Source organism: Niallia sp. Man26, assembly GCF_022049065.2.
GTDB lineage: Bacteria > Bacillota > Bacilli > Bacillales > Cytobacillaceae > Niallia.
Genome location: NZ_CP095743.1, coordinates 3,591,807 through 3,612,186, shown reverse-complemented (window position 1 = coordinate 3,612,186; position 20,380 = coordinate 3,591,807). Strand labels below are relative to the sequence as shown.

The 20,380-nt window shown below is 40.0% G+C and carries 15 protein-coding genes; 9 read left to right on the top strand and 6 right to left on the bottom strand.

From position 1 onward, the window contains the following. Positions 1 to 247: 247 nt before the first annotated feature. The 5 genes from L8T27_RS18100 to L8T27_RS18080 all read left to right on the top strand — a co-directional run bounded on the left by L8T27_RS18100 (position 248) and on the right by L8T27_RS18080 (position 3,361). A complete protein-coding gene (locus L8T27_RS18100) occupies positions 248 to 1,066 on the top strand; it encodes a flagellar hook-basal body protein (RefSeq protein ID WP_233315904.1) in 819 nt (272 codons plus the stop codon). Positions 1,067 to 1,115: 49 nt separating this feature from the next. Further along, positions 1,116 to 1,958, top strand: coding sequence for a flagellar hook-basal body protein (locus tag L8T27_RS18095; protein ID WP_233315903.1), 843 nt, complete (start codon positions 1,116 to 1,118; stop codon positions 1,956 to 1,958). Positions 1,959 to 1,973: 15 nt separating this feature from the next. Continuing rightward, the gene (locus L8T27_RS18090; RefSeq protein ID WP_233315902.1) at positions 1,974 to 2,252 is read left to right on the top strand and encodes a DNA-directed RNA polymerase subunit beta; all 279 of its coding nucleotides are present in this window, start codon (positions 1,974 to 1,976) and stop codon (positions 2,250 to 2,252) included. Positions 2,253 to 2,356: 104 nt separating this feature from the next. Further along, positions 2,357 to 2,794 (top strand): 3-hydroxyacyl-ACP dehydratase FabZ, encoded by a 438-nt coding sequence (gene fabZ, locus L8T27_RS18085; RefSeq protein WP_233315901.1) that lies wholly within the window; start codon positions 2,357 to 2,359, stop codon positions 2,792 to 2,794. A 168-nt stretch (positions 2,795 to 2,962) separates the two neighbouring features. Continuing rightward, positions 2,963 to 3,361, top strand: a complete 399-nt coding sequence (locus L8T27_RS18080; RefSeq protein WP_233315900.1) for a hypothetical protein — start codon at positions 2,963 to 2,965, stop codon at positions 3,359 to 3,361. Between the two features lie 36 nt (positions 3,362 to 3,397). On the opposite strand, the gene L8T27_RS18075 is transcribed toward L8T27_RS18080, so the two are convergent. Next, complete coding sequence (locus L8T27_RS18075) at positions 3,398 to 3,835, bottom strand: YwpF-like family protein (protein ID WP_233315899.1); 438 nt, start codon at positions 3,833 to 3,835, stop codon at positions 3,398 to 3,400. Between the two features lie 381 nt (positions 3,836 to 4,216). Between L8T27_RS18075 and L8T27_RS18070 the strand changes: the two genes are divergently transcribed. Continuing rightward, positions 4,217 to 8,014 (top strand): S8 family serine peptidase, encoded by a 3,798-nt coding sequence (locus tag L8T27_RS18070; protein ID WP_237942055.1) that lies wholly within the window; start codon positions 4,217 to 4,219, stop codon positions 8,012 to 8,014. 94 nt (positions 8,015 to 8,108) lie between these two features. Here the strand turns inward: L8T27_RS18070 and L8T27_RS18065 are convergent, their stop codons facing one another. From L8T27_RS18065 to L8T27_RS18050, 4 genes are all read right to left on the bottom strand, one after another. Continuing rightward, a complete protein-coding gene (locus L8T27_RS18065) occupies positions 8,109 to 10,934 on the bottom strand; it encodes a DEAD/DEAH box helicase (RefSeq protein WP_237942054.1) in 2,826 nt (941 codons plus the stop codon). Further along, positions 10,921 to 12,537: an SWIM zinc finger family protein gene (locus L8T27_RS18060; RefSeq protein WP_237942053.1), complete on the bottom strand. Its 1,617-nt coding sequence runs from the start codon at positions 12,535 to 12,537 to the stop codon at positions 10,921 to 10,923. Before L8T27_RS18060 ends, L8T27_RS18065 begins: the two co-directional genes overlap by 14 nt. Before the next feature lie 210 nt (positions 12,538 to 12,747). Next, a complete protein-coding gene (locus L8T27_RS18055; RefSeq protein WP_233315895.1) occupies positions 12,748 to 13,818 on the bottom strand; it encodes a C40 family peptidase in 1,071 nt (356 codons plus the stop codon). 211 nt (positions 13,819 to 14,029) lie between these two features. Then, the gene (locus L8T27_RS18050; RefSeq protein WP_233315894.1) at positions 14,030 to 14,926 is read right to left on the bottom strand and encodes a helix-turn-helix domain-containing protein; all 897 of its coding nucleotides are present in this window, start codon (positions 14,924 to 14,926) and stop codon (positions 14,030 to 14,032) included. Between the two features lie 452 nt (positions 14,927 to 15,378). Between L8T27_RS18050 and dcuS the strand changes: the two genes are divergently transcribed. Both dcuS and L8T27_RS18040 read left to right on the top strand, forming a co-directional pair. Beyond that, entirely contained in the window at positions 15,379 to 16,977 is a 1,599-nt protein-coding gene (dcuS, locus tag L8T27_RS18045; RefSeq protein ID WP_237942052.1) for a DcuS/MalK family sensor histidine kinase, read from the top strand. Beyond that, a complete protein-coding gene (locus L8T27_RS18040) occupies positions 16,974 to 17,681 on the top strand; it encodes a response regulator (RefSeq protein WP_233315892.1) in 708 nt (235 codons plus the stop codon). Before dcuS ends, L8T27_RS18040 begins: the two co-directional genes overlap by 4 nt. A 55-nt stretch (positions 17,682 to 17,736) precedes the next feature. On the opposite strand, the gene L8T27_RS18035 is transcribed toward L8T27_RS18040, so the two are convergent. Continuing rightward, on the bottom strand, positions 17,737 to 18,126 hold the full coding sequence (locus tag L8T27_RS18035) for a thiol-disulfide oxidoreductase DCC family protein (protein WP_233315891.1): 390 nt from the start codon (positions 18,124 to 18,126) through the stop codon (positions 17,737 to 17,739). Positions 18,127 to 18,349: 223 nt separating this feature from the next. Between L8T27_RS18035 and L8T27_RS18030 the strand changes: the two genes are divergently transcribed. Then, positions 18,350 to 20,350, top strand: coding sequence for a penicillin-binding transpeptidase domain-containing protein (locus tag L8T27_RS18030; protein ID WP_237942051.1), 2,001 nt, complete (start codon positions 18,350 to 18,352; stop codon positions 20,348 to 20,350). Positions 20,351 to 20,380: the final 30 nt, after the last annotated feature.

The following is a 20,380-nucleotide window of genomic DNA, read 5'->3' as shown; positions in this document are numbered from 1 at the left end:
ATAAATGAAAAATCGGCTGCCCGAAAGGGTAAGCCGTTTTTTTTGTTTAAAATATAAAATAAATTTCTGTTTTGCATTAAATACCATTAGATATTTGTAAATAACATCCGATATAATAAGGGATGAAGTAAATACAATACAAAATATGACTTTTTTCAACAAATGACTACAGAAATGAACCTAACTTATTTTATAATATAACTAACTGTAATATGACCTTAACTTCTCAAAGATTGGAGAAAATGATATGTTTAAAGGATTTTATACAGCTGCATCAGGTATGTTAGCACAGCAAAGAAGAACTGAAATGCTGACAAACAATATGGCAAACAGCAATACACCTGGATATAAAGCCGATCAATCTGCTGTCCGCACATTCCCGGAGCTGCTTCAGCAAACGGTAGATACCTATACTCCCAGCGGAAAAACAACAAAATCAACAATTGGCTCTTTAGGGACTGGTGTTTATATGCAAGAAGCCATCCCAACATTCACACAAGGTGATATTACTCAAACTGACTTGAAAACAGACATCGCCCTAGTGAATATAAATGTTCCTGGGGATGACAATAATACGGCAGGCTCCATATTCTTTAATATTCAAAATGCAAACGGTGAGACAAGATATTCTAGGAACGGAAACTTCACACTGGACGGCCAAGGTTATTTGACAACAGGAAGCGGCTTATATGTAATGGATGAAAACAATGAGCGAATTCAGCTGCCTGACGATAACTTTTCCGTGTCTAATGAAGGTGTGCTTACAACAAGTGAAGGGCAAGCATACCGCCTTGGGGTGAGCTATACAGCAAATCCTAAATCTTTAGTAAAAGAAGGCGATGGCCTTTACCGGGCTGAGGATGGACAGGCACTTGAAAATGCTTATACAGCAAACGGTGTAACATTCCAGCTTAAACAGAACTTCCTGGAGAGTTCTAACGTAGATACATCCAGGACGATGACAGATATGCTGTCTGCATATCGTTCATTTGAAGCAAACCAGAAGATTCTTCAAGCATATGACAAAAGCATGGATAAAGCCGCAAACGAAATAGGTAAAGTTTAAGGCAGACCACGTTTGGGGAAGCAACCCAGGTTAAGGGGGAGAATATAAGATGAACAGAACGATGCTTATCGCTACAAATACATTGACACAGTTGCAAAAACAAATGGATACAATCAGTAATAATATGGCTAATGTTGATACGACTGGTTACAAAAAGAATAATGCTACATTCACTGATTTGCTTGTCCAACAGGTTAATAACCAAAAGGATCTTGCGCAGGAGGTTAACCGTCAGACTCCTAATGGCATTAGACAAGGAAACGGTGCAATGGTTGCCCAGACCCAGACAGTTATGACACAAGGCACTTTAAAAACGACGAACCGTCCGTTGGATACGGCATTTACGTCAGAGGGCCAGCTTTACCGTGTGCTTGTCCAAAATGGGCAAAACACTGAAGTTCAATACACAAGAGACGGTGCTTTTTATTTGTCTCCGGTATCAAATACGGAAAACATGCTTGTGACAAAGCAGGGGTATGCAGTTCTTGATGAAAATAATAATCCGATAATGCTCGATAAAAACGTAAGTCAATATACTTTATCAGAAACAGGTACTCTATCTGCAACTCTGAACAATGGACAGACTCAGAACGTTAATCTAGGTGTGACAGCTGTTAATTATCCTCAATTCCTTGAGAAAAAGGGAGATAATCTGTATGGTTTGCCTGCCAATCTAGATGAGCTTAACATGACGAGAGATCAAGTTCTGACAGATTTGGACGGAGCACTACGCGGAGAAGTTTCCGTCCAGCAGAATGTTCTGGAACAATCCAATGTTGATATGAGCAAGGAAATGGTTAACTTAATGTCGACACAGCGCTCCTATCAGTTTCAGTCAAGAGCTATCACTATTGCTGATCAGATGATGGGATTAGTAAATGAGATACGCTAAAAGGGAGATAAAATAATGTCAGTTAATACAAGCAGTCAAGAAGTCATGAAGACAAGGGAGCAGATAAGGGAAGAAAGACAAGATAATAACTCGCAAGAGAAGTCTTCTTCAAGGTTTGGCAGAGTTCGGATGTTCCCGATTTGGCTACGGTTAATCTTAATTATTGTATTGACAGCTGTAAGCATCACAGCCGGTGCTGTAATTGGCTATAGTGTTATCGGTGACGGTAAAGCTGGAGATACTTTCAAAAAGTCGACATGGACACATATAATAGATCTTGTTGAGAAAGAATAAGGATATATAATTATTTTTTTAAGGAAGGGATAATTTCCCTTCCTTTTTTATAAGGTTATTTAGTACAATTATACATAACCACATATTAGTAGGAGGTCATAAAAATGTTAGATATAAATCAAATTAAAGAAATCATTCCCCATCGTTACCCATTCTTGCTGGTCGACCGCATCTTAGAGGTCGAGGAAGGAAAGCGTGCAGTCGGAATCAAGAATGTTTCAGCAAATGAAGAGTACTTTAATGGTCACTTTCCAGAATTCCCAGTAATGCCAGGTGTGCTTATCGTTGAAGCATTGGCTCAAGTTGGAGCTGTGGCGATGCTGATTAAAGAAGAAAATAAAGGAAGACTTGCTTTCTTTGCAGGTGTTGACAGCTGCCGCTTCAAAAAACAGGTATACCCTGGCGATCAGCTTCGTCTCGAAGTAGAAATGACAAGAGTGCGCGGAAACTTTGGCAAAGGAAAATGTGTTGCTACTGTAGACGGTGAAATAGCGTGTGAAGCAGAAATCATGTTTGCATTAGGAGATAAAAAAGAAGAATAGAGCTTTTGCTCGGCAGAAGCATCTGGTGTTTAATGCCTATTGTTATATATTTATGGGAAAGTCAAATGACATGTAAAATGTCCTTTTTCTTGGACAAGATAATTATTGACCATATAAAAGGTCTTTAAAAATCTTAAAGGAAAAGGGGTTTTTCACTTGAATAAATGGATGACGCTATTAGGTGTTTCTGCATTGTCTGCAATGCTTCTTACTGGCTGCGGTAATAATGATGATCAAAGTCCGGCTCCGGAAGATGATACGACTGTAGAAGACACAGATACTACAGACAATAATATCATTCCAGACAATAACATCATTCCAGACGGTGACATGAATAACGGGACAGACAATAATCGTCTTAACAATGATGATGGTCTGAACAACAGAAATGGCGACAATGACAACAATATAGACAACGGTGATGATGGCTTTATCGATGACAACAATGACAATAATGACCGTAACACTGACAACGATCTTGATGCCGCTGAAGATGATAATGATCCTGGCGAAGACATGATTGAAGACCGTAAAGATCGCAATGACAAGGATGACAAAGATAGCTGATTTTAAAAAGGCAGTCTACAAATGTAGACTGCTTTTTTAGTCTGTATTTTTTTCTACAAAGAGCTGCTGTTTGCTGTGCATCAGTTCTTTAAACCTTTCAGACAGCACACGGCCTTCATAGCCGCTTTCAAGGAGATGATCAAGCAGCATCTCTGCATAATCCTTGCGATTCCTCATCAAGCTCCCTTGCAGCAGCACACTGATTGTGTCCGTAAATTTACTGACAGAATGGACAATGACTTCAAACGGTGCGGGGTCATTTTCCTTTTTAGAAATGACAGCATGTACTAGTAGCTTTTGTCCATCATTTAGCGCGTTTTCAAAAAAAGAGTAATCTGTGTGAGCCATATATAATTCGATCAGCCAATTATGATGGTCATCCTCTTTATTGATAATTAATCCGTCTAAAATAGGTATTGCTGTTGCGTTCCCCCCTTGCAGCAGCTGAATGGAGATAAGTTTGAATGTCTTCACTAGAATGCCTCCCCCGAAAGTATCTTAGTTCCTTTTATTATAACGCAGATTGGTTCATGCTCCAATGCATGCATATATTGACTGTTTTGACAATTTTGATTTTGCTGCTGAATTATTATTGTTATTACTATATTAAGAAATTTTTTAGGATTTATACTGCTAAAGTGGTGGAGGAAAGGATAGAAACTTGTCATACTATCGTGCCTTTCGCAAATATGTGTCGAATGGCGGGGGAATATGCGATGGAAACCAACTATTATCCTAGTATAAATTCCTATGCAAAAGGACTTTAGCACCTTAATAGTAGAAACTAACTATGATAATTTTATAGGGTATCGATATATTCAGAAAATAAAGAATTATCAGGAGGGGAGCCTTGATATGCAAAAAGGGAAGATTTTAATCTTTGTCATTATGCTGTTTATGTTATTTTCCAATAGCGTCTTAGCTGCTGGCATACCAAATAAGGTGGAAAGTACTAAGGGGAAGGACAACCAGCTTACAGTAAAAAAAATCAGCGGCAGTGATGTAAAGGAGAAATATAAAGACACAGATACTGTCCGGGTCGTAGTCGAGATGGCAACAGAGCCGACTGTCGATTATGCTCAGAAACAGGACAAGCAAGTAAAGGAGCTGCCTAAAGCAACGAAGAAGAAGCTGAAAGAAGATAAACTTGCAGAACAGAAGGAAGTCAAGGCGAAGGTAAAGCAGGAAAAAGTCAAATTTACAGAAAAGGAAAGCTTTACAACAATCTTCAACGGGTTTAGTGGTGAAATGAAATATGGTGACATTAAAACCGTGGAAGAGCTTCCGGAAGTGGCAAAAGTACATATCGTAAATTCATATGAAAGACCAGACGAAGAAACAGATATGGTATACAGCAAAGAGCTTGTTCAAGCCCAAGAAGCTTGGCGGGATTATGGTTATAAAGGAGAAGGAATGGTTGTCGGTGTCATTGATACTGGAATCGATCAAAATCATCGAGATATGATTTTGTCTGAAGGGACAGAAGGGGAACTAACGAAATCTGAGGTAGACAAAGCTAAAACGGATACTGGCCTACTAGGCAATTACTACACAGAAAAGGTTCCGTATGGCTACAATTATATGGATGAAAACAATATTATCCAAGATGTTGCCGAAGGGGCAAGCATGCATGGTATGCATGTAGCTGGAACTGTCGGTGCGAATGGTGATGAAGAAAATGGCGGGATTAAGGGAATTGCTCCAGAGGCTCAAGTGCTTGCACTTAAAGTTTTCGGAAATGACCCTAATATGCAGTCCACATGGGGTGATATCTATATTAAAGCAATCGATGATGCAATCATCCTTGGTGCAGATGTCATTAACATGAGCTTAGGATCCACAGCTGGGTTCGTAGCAGAGGATTCTCCAGAACAGCAGGCAATCAGCAAGGCTGTTAATAACGGCATTCTTATGTCCATTTCAGCAGGAAACTCTGCACATTTAGGCAGCGGCTTTGCAAACCCGCAAAGCTCTAATCCGGACATCGGCGTGTCTGGTTCACCAGGCTTGGCCTATGACAGTGTCCAAGTAGCTTCTGTTGAAAATAATTTTATGAAATTGGATGGCTTGAATTATACAATTGGTGAAGAAAATGGACAAGCAGCCTTCTTATCAGCTGGCAGTGTCCATCCCAATGATTTAGAGCAGAAGGACTTCGAGCTTTCTTATGCAGGGCTTGGAAAGCCAGAAAACTTTAACAGTGATGTTAAAGGGAAGTACGCGCTTATTCAAAGGGGAGAAATAGGATTTGTGGATAAGGCAATAAATGCCCAGAATGCTGGTGCTGCTGGAGTAATCATCTACAACAATACAGATGGATTTGTCAGTATGGCAAGTGACCCAGCTATTAAAATTCCGCAACTGTTCCTTCAGAAAACAGATGGAGATAAATTAGCAGCTGTCTTGGAGCAGAATGAAACAGTGTCTATTAATTTTGATGGCAGCCAAGTGACAGCAGCTAATCCTGAAGCCGGCAAAATGAGTGCCTTTACTTCATGGGGATTAACACCAAATCTTGATTTCAAACCAGAAATCACCGCACCTGGTGGTCAGATTTATTCTACATTAGAAAACAATCAATATGGGGTGATGAGTGGTACTTCCATGGCAGCACCGCATGTATCAGGCGGATCTGCCTTAATATTGGAAAGAGTGGACAGTGAATTTGGGGCAACAGGCTTTGATCGTGTCCGCATTGCCAAGAATTTGCTGATGAATACCTCTGAGCCTGTAACGGATATCGGTACAGTAAACAGCGCATTTGAATGGGATATTCCTTATTCACCGCGGAGACAGGGAGCAGGCTTAATGCAGCTTCATTCTGCCCTGCAATCGCCAGTCATCGTAACGGAAAATAAAACGGATGAGGCAAAGGTATCCTTAAAAGAGGTAGGCAATACATTCAGCTTTACCTTAAAGGCGGAAAACTTTAGCGATAAAGCAGTTTCATATGACATTACTGCGAATCTACAAACGGATTTTGCAGCATATGGAGAGCTAGGCTATAGTGCAGATGTTCTTGAAGCACAGGAAATTCTTGATGCGAGCATCTTGATTGACGGCAAAAAAGAGAAAACAGTGAAAATCGGGGCAAACAAAAGCAAAAAAATTAAAGTTACTGTCGATTTGAGCAAAGCAAAGGTAGTTGAACCATCCTTAACTGGAGACTTTGAAACACCTGTCGCGATTGATCAAGTGTTTGAAAACGGCTATTTTGCTGAAGGCTTTGTAACATTCACAGACCCGACAGACATGAATGCAGACTTGAATGTCCCTTATGTAGGCTTTAAAGGGGATTGGAACAAGGCTCCTATTCTTGACGGAATGAAATATGATACAGAGTCTTTCTATGGCATGAGTGGAGCAGTAACTACAGATGGAGAAGATTTCTCCTACTTAGGTTATGATCCTGTAAACGATAAATATACGAAGGAAGGCATTGCATTTTCACCTAATGGAGATGGTATTCAGGAAGATATCATTCCAGTGCTTTCATTCCTGCGCAATGCAAAAACCGCCGAGTTCTCTATTGTAGACAAAAACGGGAAAACAGTGCGTACCCTTCTTACAGAGGAAGAAGTGACAAAGGATTATTATGACAGCGGCAACGGAACATCCTACAAGCTCGACAGCGATTGGGCATGGGATGGAAAAGTGAACAATAAGCTAGTGGATGGTCAATACTACTATCGTATCAGCGCTACGATTGATTATCCTGGTGCTAAACCGCAAATTGTTGATATCCCAGTGAAGGTCGACACGAAATCTCCATCTGTTAAAGCAGAGCTGACAGAAAATAATAAAGTGCTTGCAGTAGCTGCTTCAGATGATAAGAACGGGTCTGGTATCGCATATGTAGATATTTTGAAAGATGGAAAGTCCCTTTTAGAAAAACCATTAAGTGCTGACAGTGAAAGTTATACATTGTCCAAAGCGTTAAATGCTGGTGAAAGTCTGACAGTTGTTGCTTATGATTATGCTGGAAATGCAGCAGAAACAAAGCTTACAGCAACAGATACTAAAAAGGATACAACCATCCCAGTTGTTTCTTTAAATGATCCAGAAGCGCTTGGTATTTTTAATACGTTAGAGGTGCCTTTCACAGGCACGATTAAAGATGAATCAGCAATTAAGGAACTAATCATTGCTGGGAAGACGATTCCAACAACGCTTAATCAAGAAACAGGAGAATATGAATTCAGCCAAAGCTTGCCTTTCAAGAGCGGTGTCCACGCTTTTGAAGTAAAGGCGGTAGACGCTGCAGATAATACGGCAGTCTTCAAAAGAACGATTATGGTTGATAATGAGAAGGCATCTCTGCAATTAAGTGGTTTGCCAATAAACCGTATCGTAAAAGCAAACAAGAAAAGTGTAACAGTTGACGTTACAGCACGTGATAATTTTGATGAGCTGAAGCTTACCCTTAACGGCAGCCAGCTGTTTGCACAGAAATTTAAAGAGCCGTATGCAATGAGAAGTATAGAGAAAAAGCTTAAGAAGGTGGAGCTTATGCTTGAACCAGGCCTAAACGAATTCACTTTTGAAGCAATAGATCTTGGAGGTAATAAAACATCCAAGACAATCTATTTCTACAAGCTCGGAAAAACGGAGAAGCAATCAAGTAAAACAGTTGTTCCTGCTGATAAAGAATAGTTAGAAAAACCTAAAGGCCAATCAAATTGGTCTTTAGGTTTTTACTTTGGAAAATGATAAAACCCGGAGCTAGCGAGGCTCCGGGTTTTAGTGATTAAGAGAGGGATACAAGATCCTTCAGGTCATCTGTTGAAAGCTCTGTCAGCCAATTTTCATTTTGGATGATTTGGTCATTCAACGATTGTTTTTTCTCAAGCATAGCATCTATTTTTTCTTCCAATGTTCCTGTGCAGATCATCTTATGAACATGAACAAATTTTGTTTGTCCTATTCTGTATGCACGGTCTGTAGCCTGATTCTCTACAGCCGGATTCCACCAGCGGTCATAATGAATTACATGGTTTGCTGCAGTCAGGTTTAGTCCCGTTCCTCCAGCCTTTAAAGACAGGAGGAACACAGGGAACTCATTATTTTGGAATTGCTGTATCAGTGTATCCCTTGTGTTTTTCGGCACACTGCCATTCAAGAAAGGTACGTCTACCTTGTATTTCTTTTTGATCATTTCTTGAATCATATGACCCATCTCAATATATTGAGTGAAAATCAGGCAGCTTTCTCCTTGCTCTAGAATAGCATCAACAAGTTCGGCAAGTTTCTCCATTTTGGTGGAGCGGTCGATTAATTGAGCAGGATTTTCTTCCTTCAAATACAAGGCAGGATGGTTGCAAAGCTGCTTCAGCCTGCTTAGCATCTGTAATACGAGTCCTTTTCTTTCAAAGCCGGTCAGCTGCTCTATCCGCACAAATGTATCCGTAACAAGCTGTTCATAAAGGGCTGCCTGTTCAGGGGTTAAGCCGCAATATTCCTTCTGCTCAAGCTTATCAGGCAAGTTAAGGGCAACCTCTTCATCCTTTTTCGTTCTCCGCAACAGGAATGGACGAATGAGTGACTGAAGCCGTTCAATTCTTTCCTTTTTATTATCCTTTTCAATTGGAATGACAAACCGCTTTTGGAATTGCCCGATACTGCCAAGATACCCATGATTCGTGAAATCAAATATCGACCATAATTCATTGAGTCTGTTTTCCATTGGTGTGCCGGAAAGGGCGATATAATGTCGGCCTTTTAATTTACGGACAGCACGAGATTGCTTCGTCTGCGCATTCTTTATGTTCTGTGCCTCATCAATCGAGATGGAGCTCCATGTCACCTTTTCAAACTGATCAAAATCAATATGAGATAGACCATATGAAGTTAGAACAACATCATAATTCTGCAGCTCTTCAAGGAATTCCTCATCCTTCAAACGGTTTGATCCATAATGCAAATAGGTTTTGAGTGACGGTGCGAACCGTTCTATTTCCTTTTGCCAGTTCCCTAACACAGATGTAGGACAAATAATCAATGCTGGAGCATGATCCTCCCTGTCCGTCTCCTTCACTTTCAGCAAGTAGGAAATAAGCTGAACTGTTTTGCCGAGTCCCATATCATCTGCGAGAACCGCGCCAAATCCATACTTGCGTAAGAACAATAGCCAGCTCATGCCGAGAACCTGATAGTTTCTCAAATCTCCGAGAAACTTGCTTGGCACTTGCTCAAGGGGCAGATTTTTAACCTCCTTCAACTGGTGAATCATCGTTCTCCATTGCCTGTTAAGCTCAATCTGGATTTTCGCAAAAGCTTTAGGATTATCCAGTTCATCAGCAGATAAGTCATCCTGCTGATTTAGCTCCTGTTCAATTAAATCCCTCACATGCAAGCCTTCCTGCTCTGCTTTTTTCATGAGATCCTGAATTTGCTTAATAAAGGATGGATCGAGCTTAATCCAGCGTCCTCTTATAAAGACAAGCCTCCGTTTTTCCTCTACCATTTGCTTAAATTCATCTTCAGACAAAGTCACACCATTCATGGAAAAGCGCCAATTATAATCAAGCATTGCCTGCAGGCCGACAAAAGATGGGCGGTGGCTAGTAGTCGCAACCTTAGCCTTCACTTTCATGCTGGCACTTTTCATCGCTTGCCACCATGATGGCAGCAGAATGTCAACTCCAAGGGCAAGCAATGTTTCACTCGCATCTGTAAGAAAAAGCCATGCTTCTTCTTCTGTCAGCTGATTTGTCAGCCCTTTTTTGCCGGCGAGCCATGGGAACAGGGAAATCCATCTGGCCTGCTCTTCTTCAATATAACCTTCGTATTCAAGCCACTTTGTTGGGATGCCCTGTTCTTCTAAATCAATGACATTATCAGGATTGCTTTTTGCTTTCAAGAATATGTCGATATTCCATGTTTCCGTTAAATCAGCAGGCTCCACAAGTTTTATTCCTAATGTGAAAGGGTATGGAGTACTTTTGAGTCCCATCCATTCTTGCCAAGTTTCCTCTGTGAAATAGGCAGCCAGACTGGCAGAGGAAATATTTGCATTCCGCAACGCATGGATTTTCTCTCCAAAGACCCGTTTGCTTTCTTCATGCTCATTTAAGTACTCATCCAATGAGTCATGGAACCATTTTTTGATAAAGGATAAATTGCTTGTTCCTTCCAGTTCTTCGTCCAATGTTTCTTCCCAGAAATAGTCATTGAACTCTTCTGTGACACGCTTAGGCAACGCCCATTGGAAGGTATCCTTTTCCCAATTGCGGAAGTCTGGAATCCACTCTTTATTTTGGATAGACTCATACAAGCTTGGCGCTGCTGACAAGCAAACCTGCGCAGTGTCATTCCAATCCCATTCCATAAACCGGTTGAACCGTTCATTGGCAAACAGGGTGACCAGTTGCCATGGAGTGAGAGCAATTCCTTCCGTGCCAGCGACAGTTTCAGCGTTCAAAAATGTACCATAAAAGCTTTCTTCATGATGCTGGAAGAGAAGATTCTTCCAATAGCTTGGATATAAGTAGTCGTGATCAGCCTCTCCAGTTAAGAAAAAGCCTTTATCTTGATAATAATGAACATTAATTTTTAAATAATTATTCTTCAGCATGTATCAATTTACCCTTTCTGCATTCTTCATGAAAGGCTCTTAAACGTTTCGTCCGATCAAGCGTCATCTTTAAGAACAGCTCAAATTGCTGCTGTTTTTTTAATTTTTTATAGATAGTCCGCAGCTTTTTCATTTGGCGGACAGCAATGCGGTAATGGTCTCTGCTTTTTTGATCAATATGTTCCTGGACAGAGCGGTGATACAGCGATAAGAGCAATGCTTGATCGTATTCCTGCAGTGTCTTAATTTGCTCTTTTGTCAGCATATCGATTCCGAGTCCCATATAGGTATATAAATCAATCCATTTATCAAACTGCTTCTGTTCATACAAGAAGTCTTCGTATTTCCTGTAGCTGTATGGCAAAGTTTGATTAAACAGCCGTTCTAAAATATCCATCCTGTTTTTAGCATGACAAAACGGAGTAGCTGCCCTGATGCTCATACTTGTGAATTCATGGCAGAATTCAAAGTCATTCTCCTGTTGGATATAAGCTTTTAAGGATTGGATAAAAGGCGTTAAATACAATTCTAGTCTGTTCCAATCTCGTTTACTGTTGAGAATGTCTAACCAATAGAGCATATATGGCATGATCTCTACCTGCAGTTCCTGAATGCTGTGAACTGCCTTTTCGTCTTCTCTTAGAAGGACTTGCAAATGGGTAGCAGCAACCTTCTCTGTGAAAACTGGAGATTCTATGCTTGTGAGCTTTTTCAGCTCATCAAGTCTCCATTGTTTTTTCGTGAACAAGTTGGTCCAAAGGATTCGATATATTTGAATACTCTCAAATTCAATCGTCTTATGGAGATGCAATATTTCCCCGCTGTCATCTTTTAGCTTTTCCAAAAAAAGATCAAAGGCGAAGGGAAAGGTGAAATTGGACAGCCTGTTTAAATACTCCTGCACTCCTTGGAGCAAATCCTGAAATATATGGCGGTAATAACGGTTGATTACTCCATCCGCGTGATTATTTTCTTTGCTCATGGAAAGAAACAGCTTAAAGGTGATTACATGCCCAACTAAAAGGTATAAATACTTCCACTCATTTTGCTGAGGAGAGGAATTTTTTAATTTGCGCATATATATATAGTACATTTCAGATATAGCACTAGGCTTCCTGCTGCTTTCTCCAATAACAGACTGAAAGGTTTCAGTGAAGAAGTCGACCCATTCTTCATAATCCGGTTCTTTGTTTCCCGGTTTTTTCAACAGATCGCTTGCACGCATAAGCGGAAGGCTGCTTAAATCAACAGCAGCTTTTTGAGGCGGCTGTCTCCACTCTGAAAGCCAAGCTGATACTTTGCCTGCAGCTCCGAGCACAGAGAAAAACAAGGCAAGCTGATGCCTGCAGTATCCTTCAGCAAAGCAAGTGCAACTGCTCATAGAGATATCATCAATATGAAGCACAGCCTTTGCAGAATTTACATCTTGTATAACCCCAGTCACTGTTTCGTGATCAATCTTCACTTGTGAGACATAATTTTGCCGATATAGAAGCAGCCCTTTTTCGACAACTTTCTGCGTAAGGGGATCACTAGAATCGAGAGCTTCTTGAAAGTTCTTAGCACATTGGTTTAAATGCTCTAAATATTGTTCATGCAGCATAGTAAATCCCTCCAGAAATCAGCGAAACCAAACAATCATGAGAAGCTGATTCATAATATGATAATCAAGAACTTGGCGTTCGTTTCTAAAAAAAGTCCATTTAATAATTATAGCGTTTTTTTGCAGGAGATGGTAGGGAAGAGGCAGGAGAAATAACAATTGCATAAAAACAAACAAGACCAGCCTTTTATAGGCTGGTCTTTACTTTCATTAGTATAAACGTTTAATACTGTTAAAATGCTTCTTGTAATAAGCGTTATCTAAGCTTGTCTTTCTGACACCGTCAGAATCTGCGTGAACGAACTGATTATTGCCGATATAGACGCCGACGTGAGAGATTCCTTCTTTGTATGTATCCTCAAAGAAGACTAAATCACCGACAGCAGGGACATCAACATAGAAGCTGCGGTCATAATAACCTTGTGCAGAAAGACGGCTAATGGAATCACCAGTTTTGTTAAACAAGTAGTAAATTAGTCCGCTGCAATCAAAACCAGCTGTTGTAGATCCTCCCCAAGCATATGGAATACCAATTAAACTGTTTGCTACCGAAACAATGCTTTTATTAGAAGAGCTGTTGTCAGAAATGAATTCTGGCTTGCTTGCTTCCTCTTTATCAGCAGAGCTGTTTGTTTCCGTTACATTTCCTGTTGAACCGGTAACCTTCAGCTTTTGGCCAGGGAAAATAAGATCAGATGTTAAATTATTCAACTGCTTTAGTTTCGCAACGGAAAGATTATAAGATGATGCTATTTTTCCTAATGTATCTCCGCTTTTGATGGTGTATGTACCTGTACTCACAGTTGATGAGTTGTTTAATGATGAGCCAGAACTTGATGAATTGTTGCTGCTGGAAGACCCAGAAGAAGATGGTCTTGATACAACAAGCACATCACCAGGATATATAATGGTAGAACTGATGTTATTCCATTGCTTCAATTCGCCTAACGTAATCGAGAACTTGTTTGCAATCTTAATCAATGAATCTCCGGAAACGATCTTATAAGTTTTTGTGCTTGAAGTTGTTGTCTGTTTGTTTGCAGTTGTTGTGCTGCTTGAAGATGAACCTGTGCCTGCCACATTCAGCTTCTGATTCACATAAATAAGATCAGAGGATAATTTATTATCAGATTTCAATTGCTTGACAGTAGTATTATACTTGTTCGCAATCTTGCTTAGAGTATCGCCTTTCTTAACTACATAAGTACTAGCTGACGCATGGACAGAAAAAGCAGTCGAAAGAATAGCGGCAGTAGCAAAGACTGTGACTTTTTTCTTCATTTTTTTACACTCACTCCCAAAAAAATATAATTATCTAAAACTATCTTATCATAACGTATCGGTCTATAGTACCCGTTTTCATAGAAAAATAGGGTTGAAGAAGCAAAAATAGGAAATTAATCATGGTTAATTTAGGGTCTGTTAAACATATTACGGGGAATAGGAGGAAAAGTGTCTAAAATAAAAAAGACAGGCGCCAAATAGGGATTTCCTAATCGGTCAGCCTGTCATTATGCTCCTCTTGCCATCTGTCTATCTTCTCTTGAATATAATCTGTATATCGGCTATCCTTTACTAAGTGGAAAATAACAAGTGCTTCTTTCATATAATTGCTGGCAAGCTTGAAATTCTCCTGTTGCTCATAATTATAGCCGATATGATAGTGAAAATGGGCAAGTAAGTATAGGTTGTCCTTTTGAATAGCCCAATCGATACCTTCTTTACAATAGGAAATGGAAGACTCGTATTCATTCAAGTCTGTAAGTGCTTTGGCGATGTTGAAGTACAATCGGCTTTTAATTGTCTCATCCTGCAAATGAGGTATTTTTTGCAAATAGGATAAGGCCTTGTAATAAATCTGCAAGGATTCCTCTAGTAATCCTTCTTCATAGTGAAATATTCCTTTGCTGATAAAGATCTCAATCTCTTTTTCGGTGAAAATCTTTTCAAATGTTAAGGCGATGGCATCTTCAATCAACTCTAGAGCTTTAGGGAAATCCTTATCTACCTCATAGACATATATGGCCTTATGCCATAGAAGGATTTGATAATGCCTCTTATTGCGTGTAAACAGTGGGTTTTTCTCTTCCGCTTCAACGATTTGCTTGATTGTTTCATAGTCTGTATTTCGTCGGGCAGCTTTTAATTGTCTGCTTGTTTCGATAACGTAATCGAGTCTTGGAGTTGTGCCGATATCAAAGAAATAGTTCACGTCTATTCCTAACCTTTGTGAGATTAAGTACAATGTGGATGAAAGCGGCAGGACCTCTCCCTTCTCAATTTTACTAATTTGCGCTTGTGTGCAAATATTGTGGGAAAGTTCTTTTTGTGAAAGTCCTACCTGTTTTCGCAATTCCTTTATTTTCTCTCCAACAGCTGAAAAATCCAATTGATCACTCCCTAAAAATATTCCTAAAGTTATATTTTTGTGCGCATGCATGTAAAAAAGCCTAAAAAAAGAGCTATATCACTCGTTATCAGTCATAATCACGAATACATCTATTTATATAATATGATTTAATAGATTTTACCGCAATATATTAAGAATATTTTGCTATTTAAAGAAGTGCCCACCTACGCCTTCTTTAAAAGGAGAGCAAGATAAAATCTTAATTGAGCATACTTAATAGAACCTTATCGGTTTCTATTAAACCCCATTTATCTGTTTTACGAGTAGTCCTTTTATCTCCAATTTTCTGCCGTTTTCTTTATGAGAGCGGTCTTTTTTTATGTGAATTAATTCTCCCCCCATTTACTCTTCAAAGGTGCTGGTTCCATTCATTATTGCATGCTGCCTCATTCTGCTATAATAGGAAAAAAACCTGTTGGGAGCAAAAAGTAATGAAAAAAAGATGGAGCCTGTTTGCTACCATTATGACACTTATCAGTGCAGTGGTTATTTTCTCCTTATTAATGACAGATATCCTGATCAGCAATTTGATTAATAATCATACAATAAACAGCCTGGAGGAAAAGGCTTTAACTATATCTAGAATTGTAGCGAAAACAGAAATTGTTCAAAATGCTCTTGAAGGAGACGAAGAAGCAAAGAATCATATTCAGGCATATACGAAGGAAATTCAGCTAGATAATGGCGTGGAGTTTGTTGTTATTCTTGATATGAACGGAATTCGCCTCACTCACCCTGATGTCCAAAAGATAGGAAAGAAGTTCAAGGGTGGAGATGAGGTGAAGGCTTTGTCAGGGAATGAACAGACTAGTGTTTCAAAAGGTACACTAGGAAAGTCGATGCGGGCATTTACTCCTGTATATTCAGAGGAAGGCAAACAAATCGGAGTTGTAGCAGTCGGAATTTCTCTTGCTAAAGTCAATGAAGTGCTGGCTGAAGGGAAGTGGATTATTGTATACGGGTCCCTGCTCGGATTGCTGGCAGGAATAGTTGGCGCCTATCTGCTGGCAAAATATATTAAAAGAGTGATGTTTAACATGGAGCCGGCTGCTATTGCTAAACTGCTGCAGGAAAGAAGTGCAGTCATTAATTCTGTCAGAGAGGGCATTATAGCAGTTGATATGGCAAGAAATATCACCCTCGTCAATCAGTCTGCTATCGATTATTTACATAAACTAGGATTAAATACGAATCCAATCGGCCTGCCAATCAGCAGTTATATTCCTTCAAAGGAACTCGACCTTGTATTAGAAACAGGTGAAGCGCAGCTTGATGAAGAACAGATTATCAATGGCACGACCATCCTTGTAAACAGGGTGCCGGTTAAGGTCGATAATAAAATTGTGGGTGCGTTGTTCACCTTCAGAGACAAAACAGAAATAAAAAAACTGTCCGATCAGCTTTCTGGTGTGAAAACCTATGCAGAAGCATTGCGGGCACAATCCCATGAATTTATGAACCGCATGCAAGTTATTATCGGCATGCTTCATATGAAAAATTACGACAGGCTGAAGGAATATCTTGATGACATTGTCGATCAGCAAAGCGGAGATATTTCTGCCATTACTAGTAACATAAAGGATCCAGTCATAGCGGGCCTTCTGCTTGGTAAGCTCAGCTATGCAAGAGAAAAGGGCGCAAGCTTGAAAATATCCGTTCTAACCGTTATTCCTGAATTGACTGCAGCTGCTTCCTTTGAAATCATCACAATATTAGGGAATTTGTTGGATAATGCTTTAGATGCAGTGGAGACTAGTTCGGATAAAGAAATTGAACTAAAGCTTAAAATGACCAACGGAATGATAGATATGATAGTGAAGGATACAGGGAAAGGCATGACTAAGGAAGAAGAGGCTCATATCTTTGAAAAAGGGGTTTCCTCAAAGGGAGAAAATCGAGGTTTTGGTCTTTATTTAGTCGGTGAAAGCTTGCGCAAGGTGTGTGGAACGATTGAAGTGAAAAGCGTCCTTAATAAAGGGACGACATTTAAAGCAAGTATTCCCTATATGAAGGAGGAAAACGGAAGTTGATTTCTGTATTGATTGTAGAAGACGATCCAATGGTAGCCGAATTTAATAAGCAATTTCTACAAGAGCTGAATGGCTTTAAAATCGGCGGCGTTGCCAGCCAAGTGGACGAAGCGATAGAGATAATTAAGAGAGAAAGTATTGATTTAGTGCTGCTGGATGTGTTTATGCCCGGAAAAAGCGGACTGGATTTCCTTTCTTATATAAGAGAGCTAAATGAAAATATGGATGTGATTTTAATCACAGCCGCATCTGACATGGAGCATATTCAGGCAGCCCTCCGATTAGGAGCTGTTGACTATATAATTAAGCCTTTTAAATTTGAACGCTTTAAAGAGTCATTAATGAACTACGCTCAAAAGAAAGAATTTATGAAGGAGCAGACGAAAGTCAGCCAGAGCTTCCTTGATGAACAGATCCTTAACCGAGACCAAAAGGCTGCAAAAGCAGAGCTGCCGAAAGGCTTGACGAAGGAAACGCTCAAAATTGTCTGGGATGCGATAGAAGCACAGCTTGAACAGGAATTCACAACAGACATTATCGCAGATGAAACACAGATATCAAGGGTGTCAGTAAGAAAATACCTGAACTTCCTTAACGAGCAAGATATTATCAAGGTAAGGCTGACATATGGCAGCATCGGCAGACCGGTCAACGTCTATTACGTAAATACGAAAAGAGCTGGCTGGATTGAGCAGTTTCTGTAATAAAGCATGCATATATAAGAAGGTCCCTGATGAACAGGGGCCTTTTTGCATTAGCTTATAGAAACCGCCGCTTTGTATCCTTTGTCGGGAGCATGCAATGATCTTTTTTACCGAACCATTTATAGCGATTTTTAGCGACATAGTCATAGATTGGGTCCCGTATGAATGAGGGAATAATTTTAAAGATATAGGCAAGCTTCCAAGCTCCCTGTAAATGGAGACAGATTTGAAGAGCAGCAGCTGATTTTTCATAAAGCCTACCATTTTCAATAAGTATGACACTATTTATCGTGAGGTCCTTTTTGAAGGGAGTGAGAAGCTCCTTGCCTTTTTCCTCCTGCAAAGGTGCAAAGGTAAAATAAGCGGCAGGGTCTCTTTTAATGATAAATTGAACGGCACTGTTGCAAAGATTGCAGACACCATCAAATAATATGACCGCCTTCATTTTTCCACCTGCATTTCTATGTTTTTTTCTAATCTAACATTTTTCCTTTATTAAGGAAAATATATTTCAAGAAAATGACAGGATAAATTATAATGAAATATGAAATATGGCAAGAAAAAGGCGATGTGCTGATATTTGTAAGAAAATTAAGTGGTGCTGTTGTAATATTCTTTTAATTTAAGTGTAAAAAATGGTACGCTTATACTAGGAGGGGAGAATGAGAATGAAGAAACTATTATGGCTATTGCCGATGATTCTGATTGTAATATTGGCTGGATGCAATAATGATGAGCCTACCCCGGATGATAGGCTTTCCCAATACATAAAGCTGTGGAATGACCAGAAGTTTGATGAAATGTACGGCTATCTGTCTTCCGAAGCGAAGAAGTCAGTTTCAAAGGAAGGTTATGTTTCTCGTTATGAGAAATTATACAGTGATTTGGAAATCAAAGATTTGAATGTTTCTGCTAAAAAGCTGTCAGAAGATGAAAAGGATGATAATAAGAAAAAAGAGACTGCAGAGATTCCTTTCACAGCTAAAATGAACAGTATGGCAGGAGAAATCAGCTTTGATAAGGCTGCGAAGCTTGTGAAAGAAGAGCGCGATAAAGAAGAAAACTGGTATATAGATTGGGATACAACGTATATCTTTGCCGATTTAGGTGCTGAGGATAAAGTTTCATTAGAAACGGTTCCTGCAGAACGGGGAGCTATTGTTGATGTTTATGAAAATCCAATGGCGATGAATGGCATCATTTATCAAATCGGTCTTGTGCCTGAACAAATGGAAAATCAGACAACAGAAGTAGAAGAGCTTGCGAAATTGCTGGATATTAAAAAGGAAACAATTGAAAAGGCTTTAAGTGCAGATTGGGTACAGCCAAACCTGTTTGTGCCAATTAAGAAGCTGGCAACAGGCGATCAAGCATTTCTTGAGAAACTGTTTGCCCTTCCAGGTGTTCAGAAGCAGGATGTTGCAGGCAGAATTTATCCATATGGAGAAGCTGCAGCTCATTTAATCGGCTATATTGGCAACATTACTGCCGAAGAGCTGGAAGAGCAAAAAGGCAAAGGCTATTCAAGCTCTGATGTTATTGGAAAAAGAGGCTTGGAGCAAGTTTATGAAGAGAAGCTGAGAGGCGAAAACGGCGCGACAATTTCGATTTCTAAGGTCGATGGCACAAGTGTCACTCTCGCCGAAAAAGAAGTCAAAAATGGTGAGAACATCAAGCTGACTATCGATGGCGAGCTTCAAAAGAAAATATATGATGAAATGGACGGAGAAGCAGGAGCAGCTGCTGCAATCAATCCGACTACAGGGGAAACGATGGCCCTTGTCAGCAGTCCGTCTTATGACCCTAACAAGGTGGTTGCAGGGCTGACAATTTCTGAACAAGAAGAGTACAACAATAATAAGCTGGAGCCTTACACGAACCGCTTTAAGAACACATATGCACCAGGATCTGTGCTGAAGCCGGTTGTGGCAGCGGCAGCTTTAACAGAAGGTGTCATCACACCAGAGCAGGAACGCAAAATTACGACAAAGCAATGGCAAAAAGACAAATCATGGGGCAACTATTATGTAACGAGAGTGCATACTAGCAGTGAACCTGTTAATCTAGCTGATGCCTTGCTGTACAGTGATAATATTTACTTTGCGCAGACAGCATTAGATATGGGCAAAGATAAATATACAACAGAGCTGAAGAAATTCGGTTTTGAAGAAGAGTTTGATTATGCATATCCAATTACGAAAGCAACGATCGGCAAGCTGGATAGTGATATTCTGTTAGCTGACTCAGGCTATGGCCAAGGCCAGGTTCAAACAAGCGTTATTCAGCTTGCAGCAGCATATACACCGTTTGTTAACGGCGGCAACTTAATCAAGCCAATCCTTCTTCAAGACGAAGAAAAGGGCAAGGTCTGGAAGGAAGGCATCATGAGCAGTGCAACTGCTAATACAATTTCAGATGATTTGCAGCAAGTAATCGACAGTCCAAGTGGAACAGCACATGCTGGCAAAATCAACGGTATGACGCTTGCTGGGAAAACGGGTACTGCCGAGCTGAAAGCAAAGCAAGGTGAAAAGGGTACAGAAAACGGCTGGTATGTGACATATGATAAGAAAGATAAGGATATGCTTGTGGCGATGATGATTGAAGGTGTCCAAAATAAGGGCGGTTCTAGTCATGTTGTGAAAAAGGTCAAAAATATCCTCGAATAAACGTTAAGTCTGCAAAGGGCAATCCTTTGC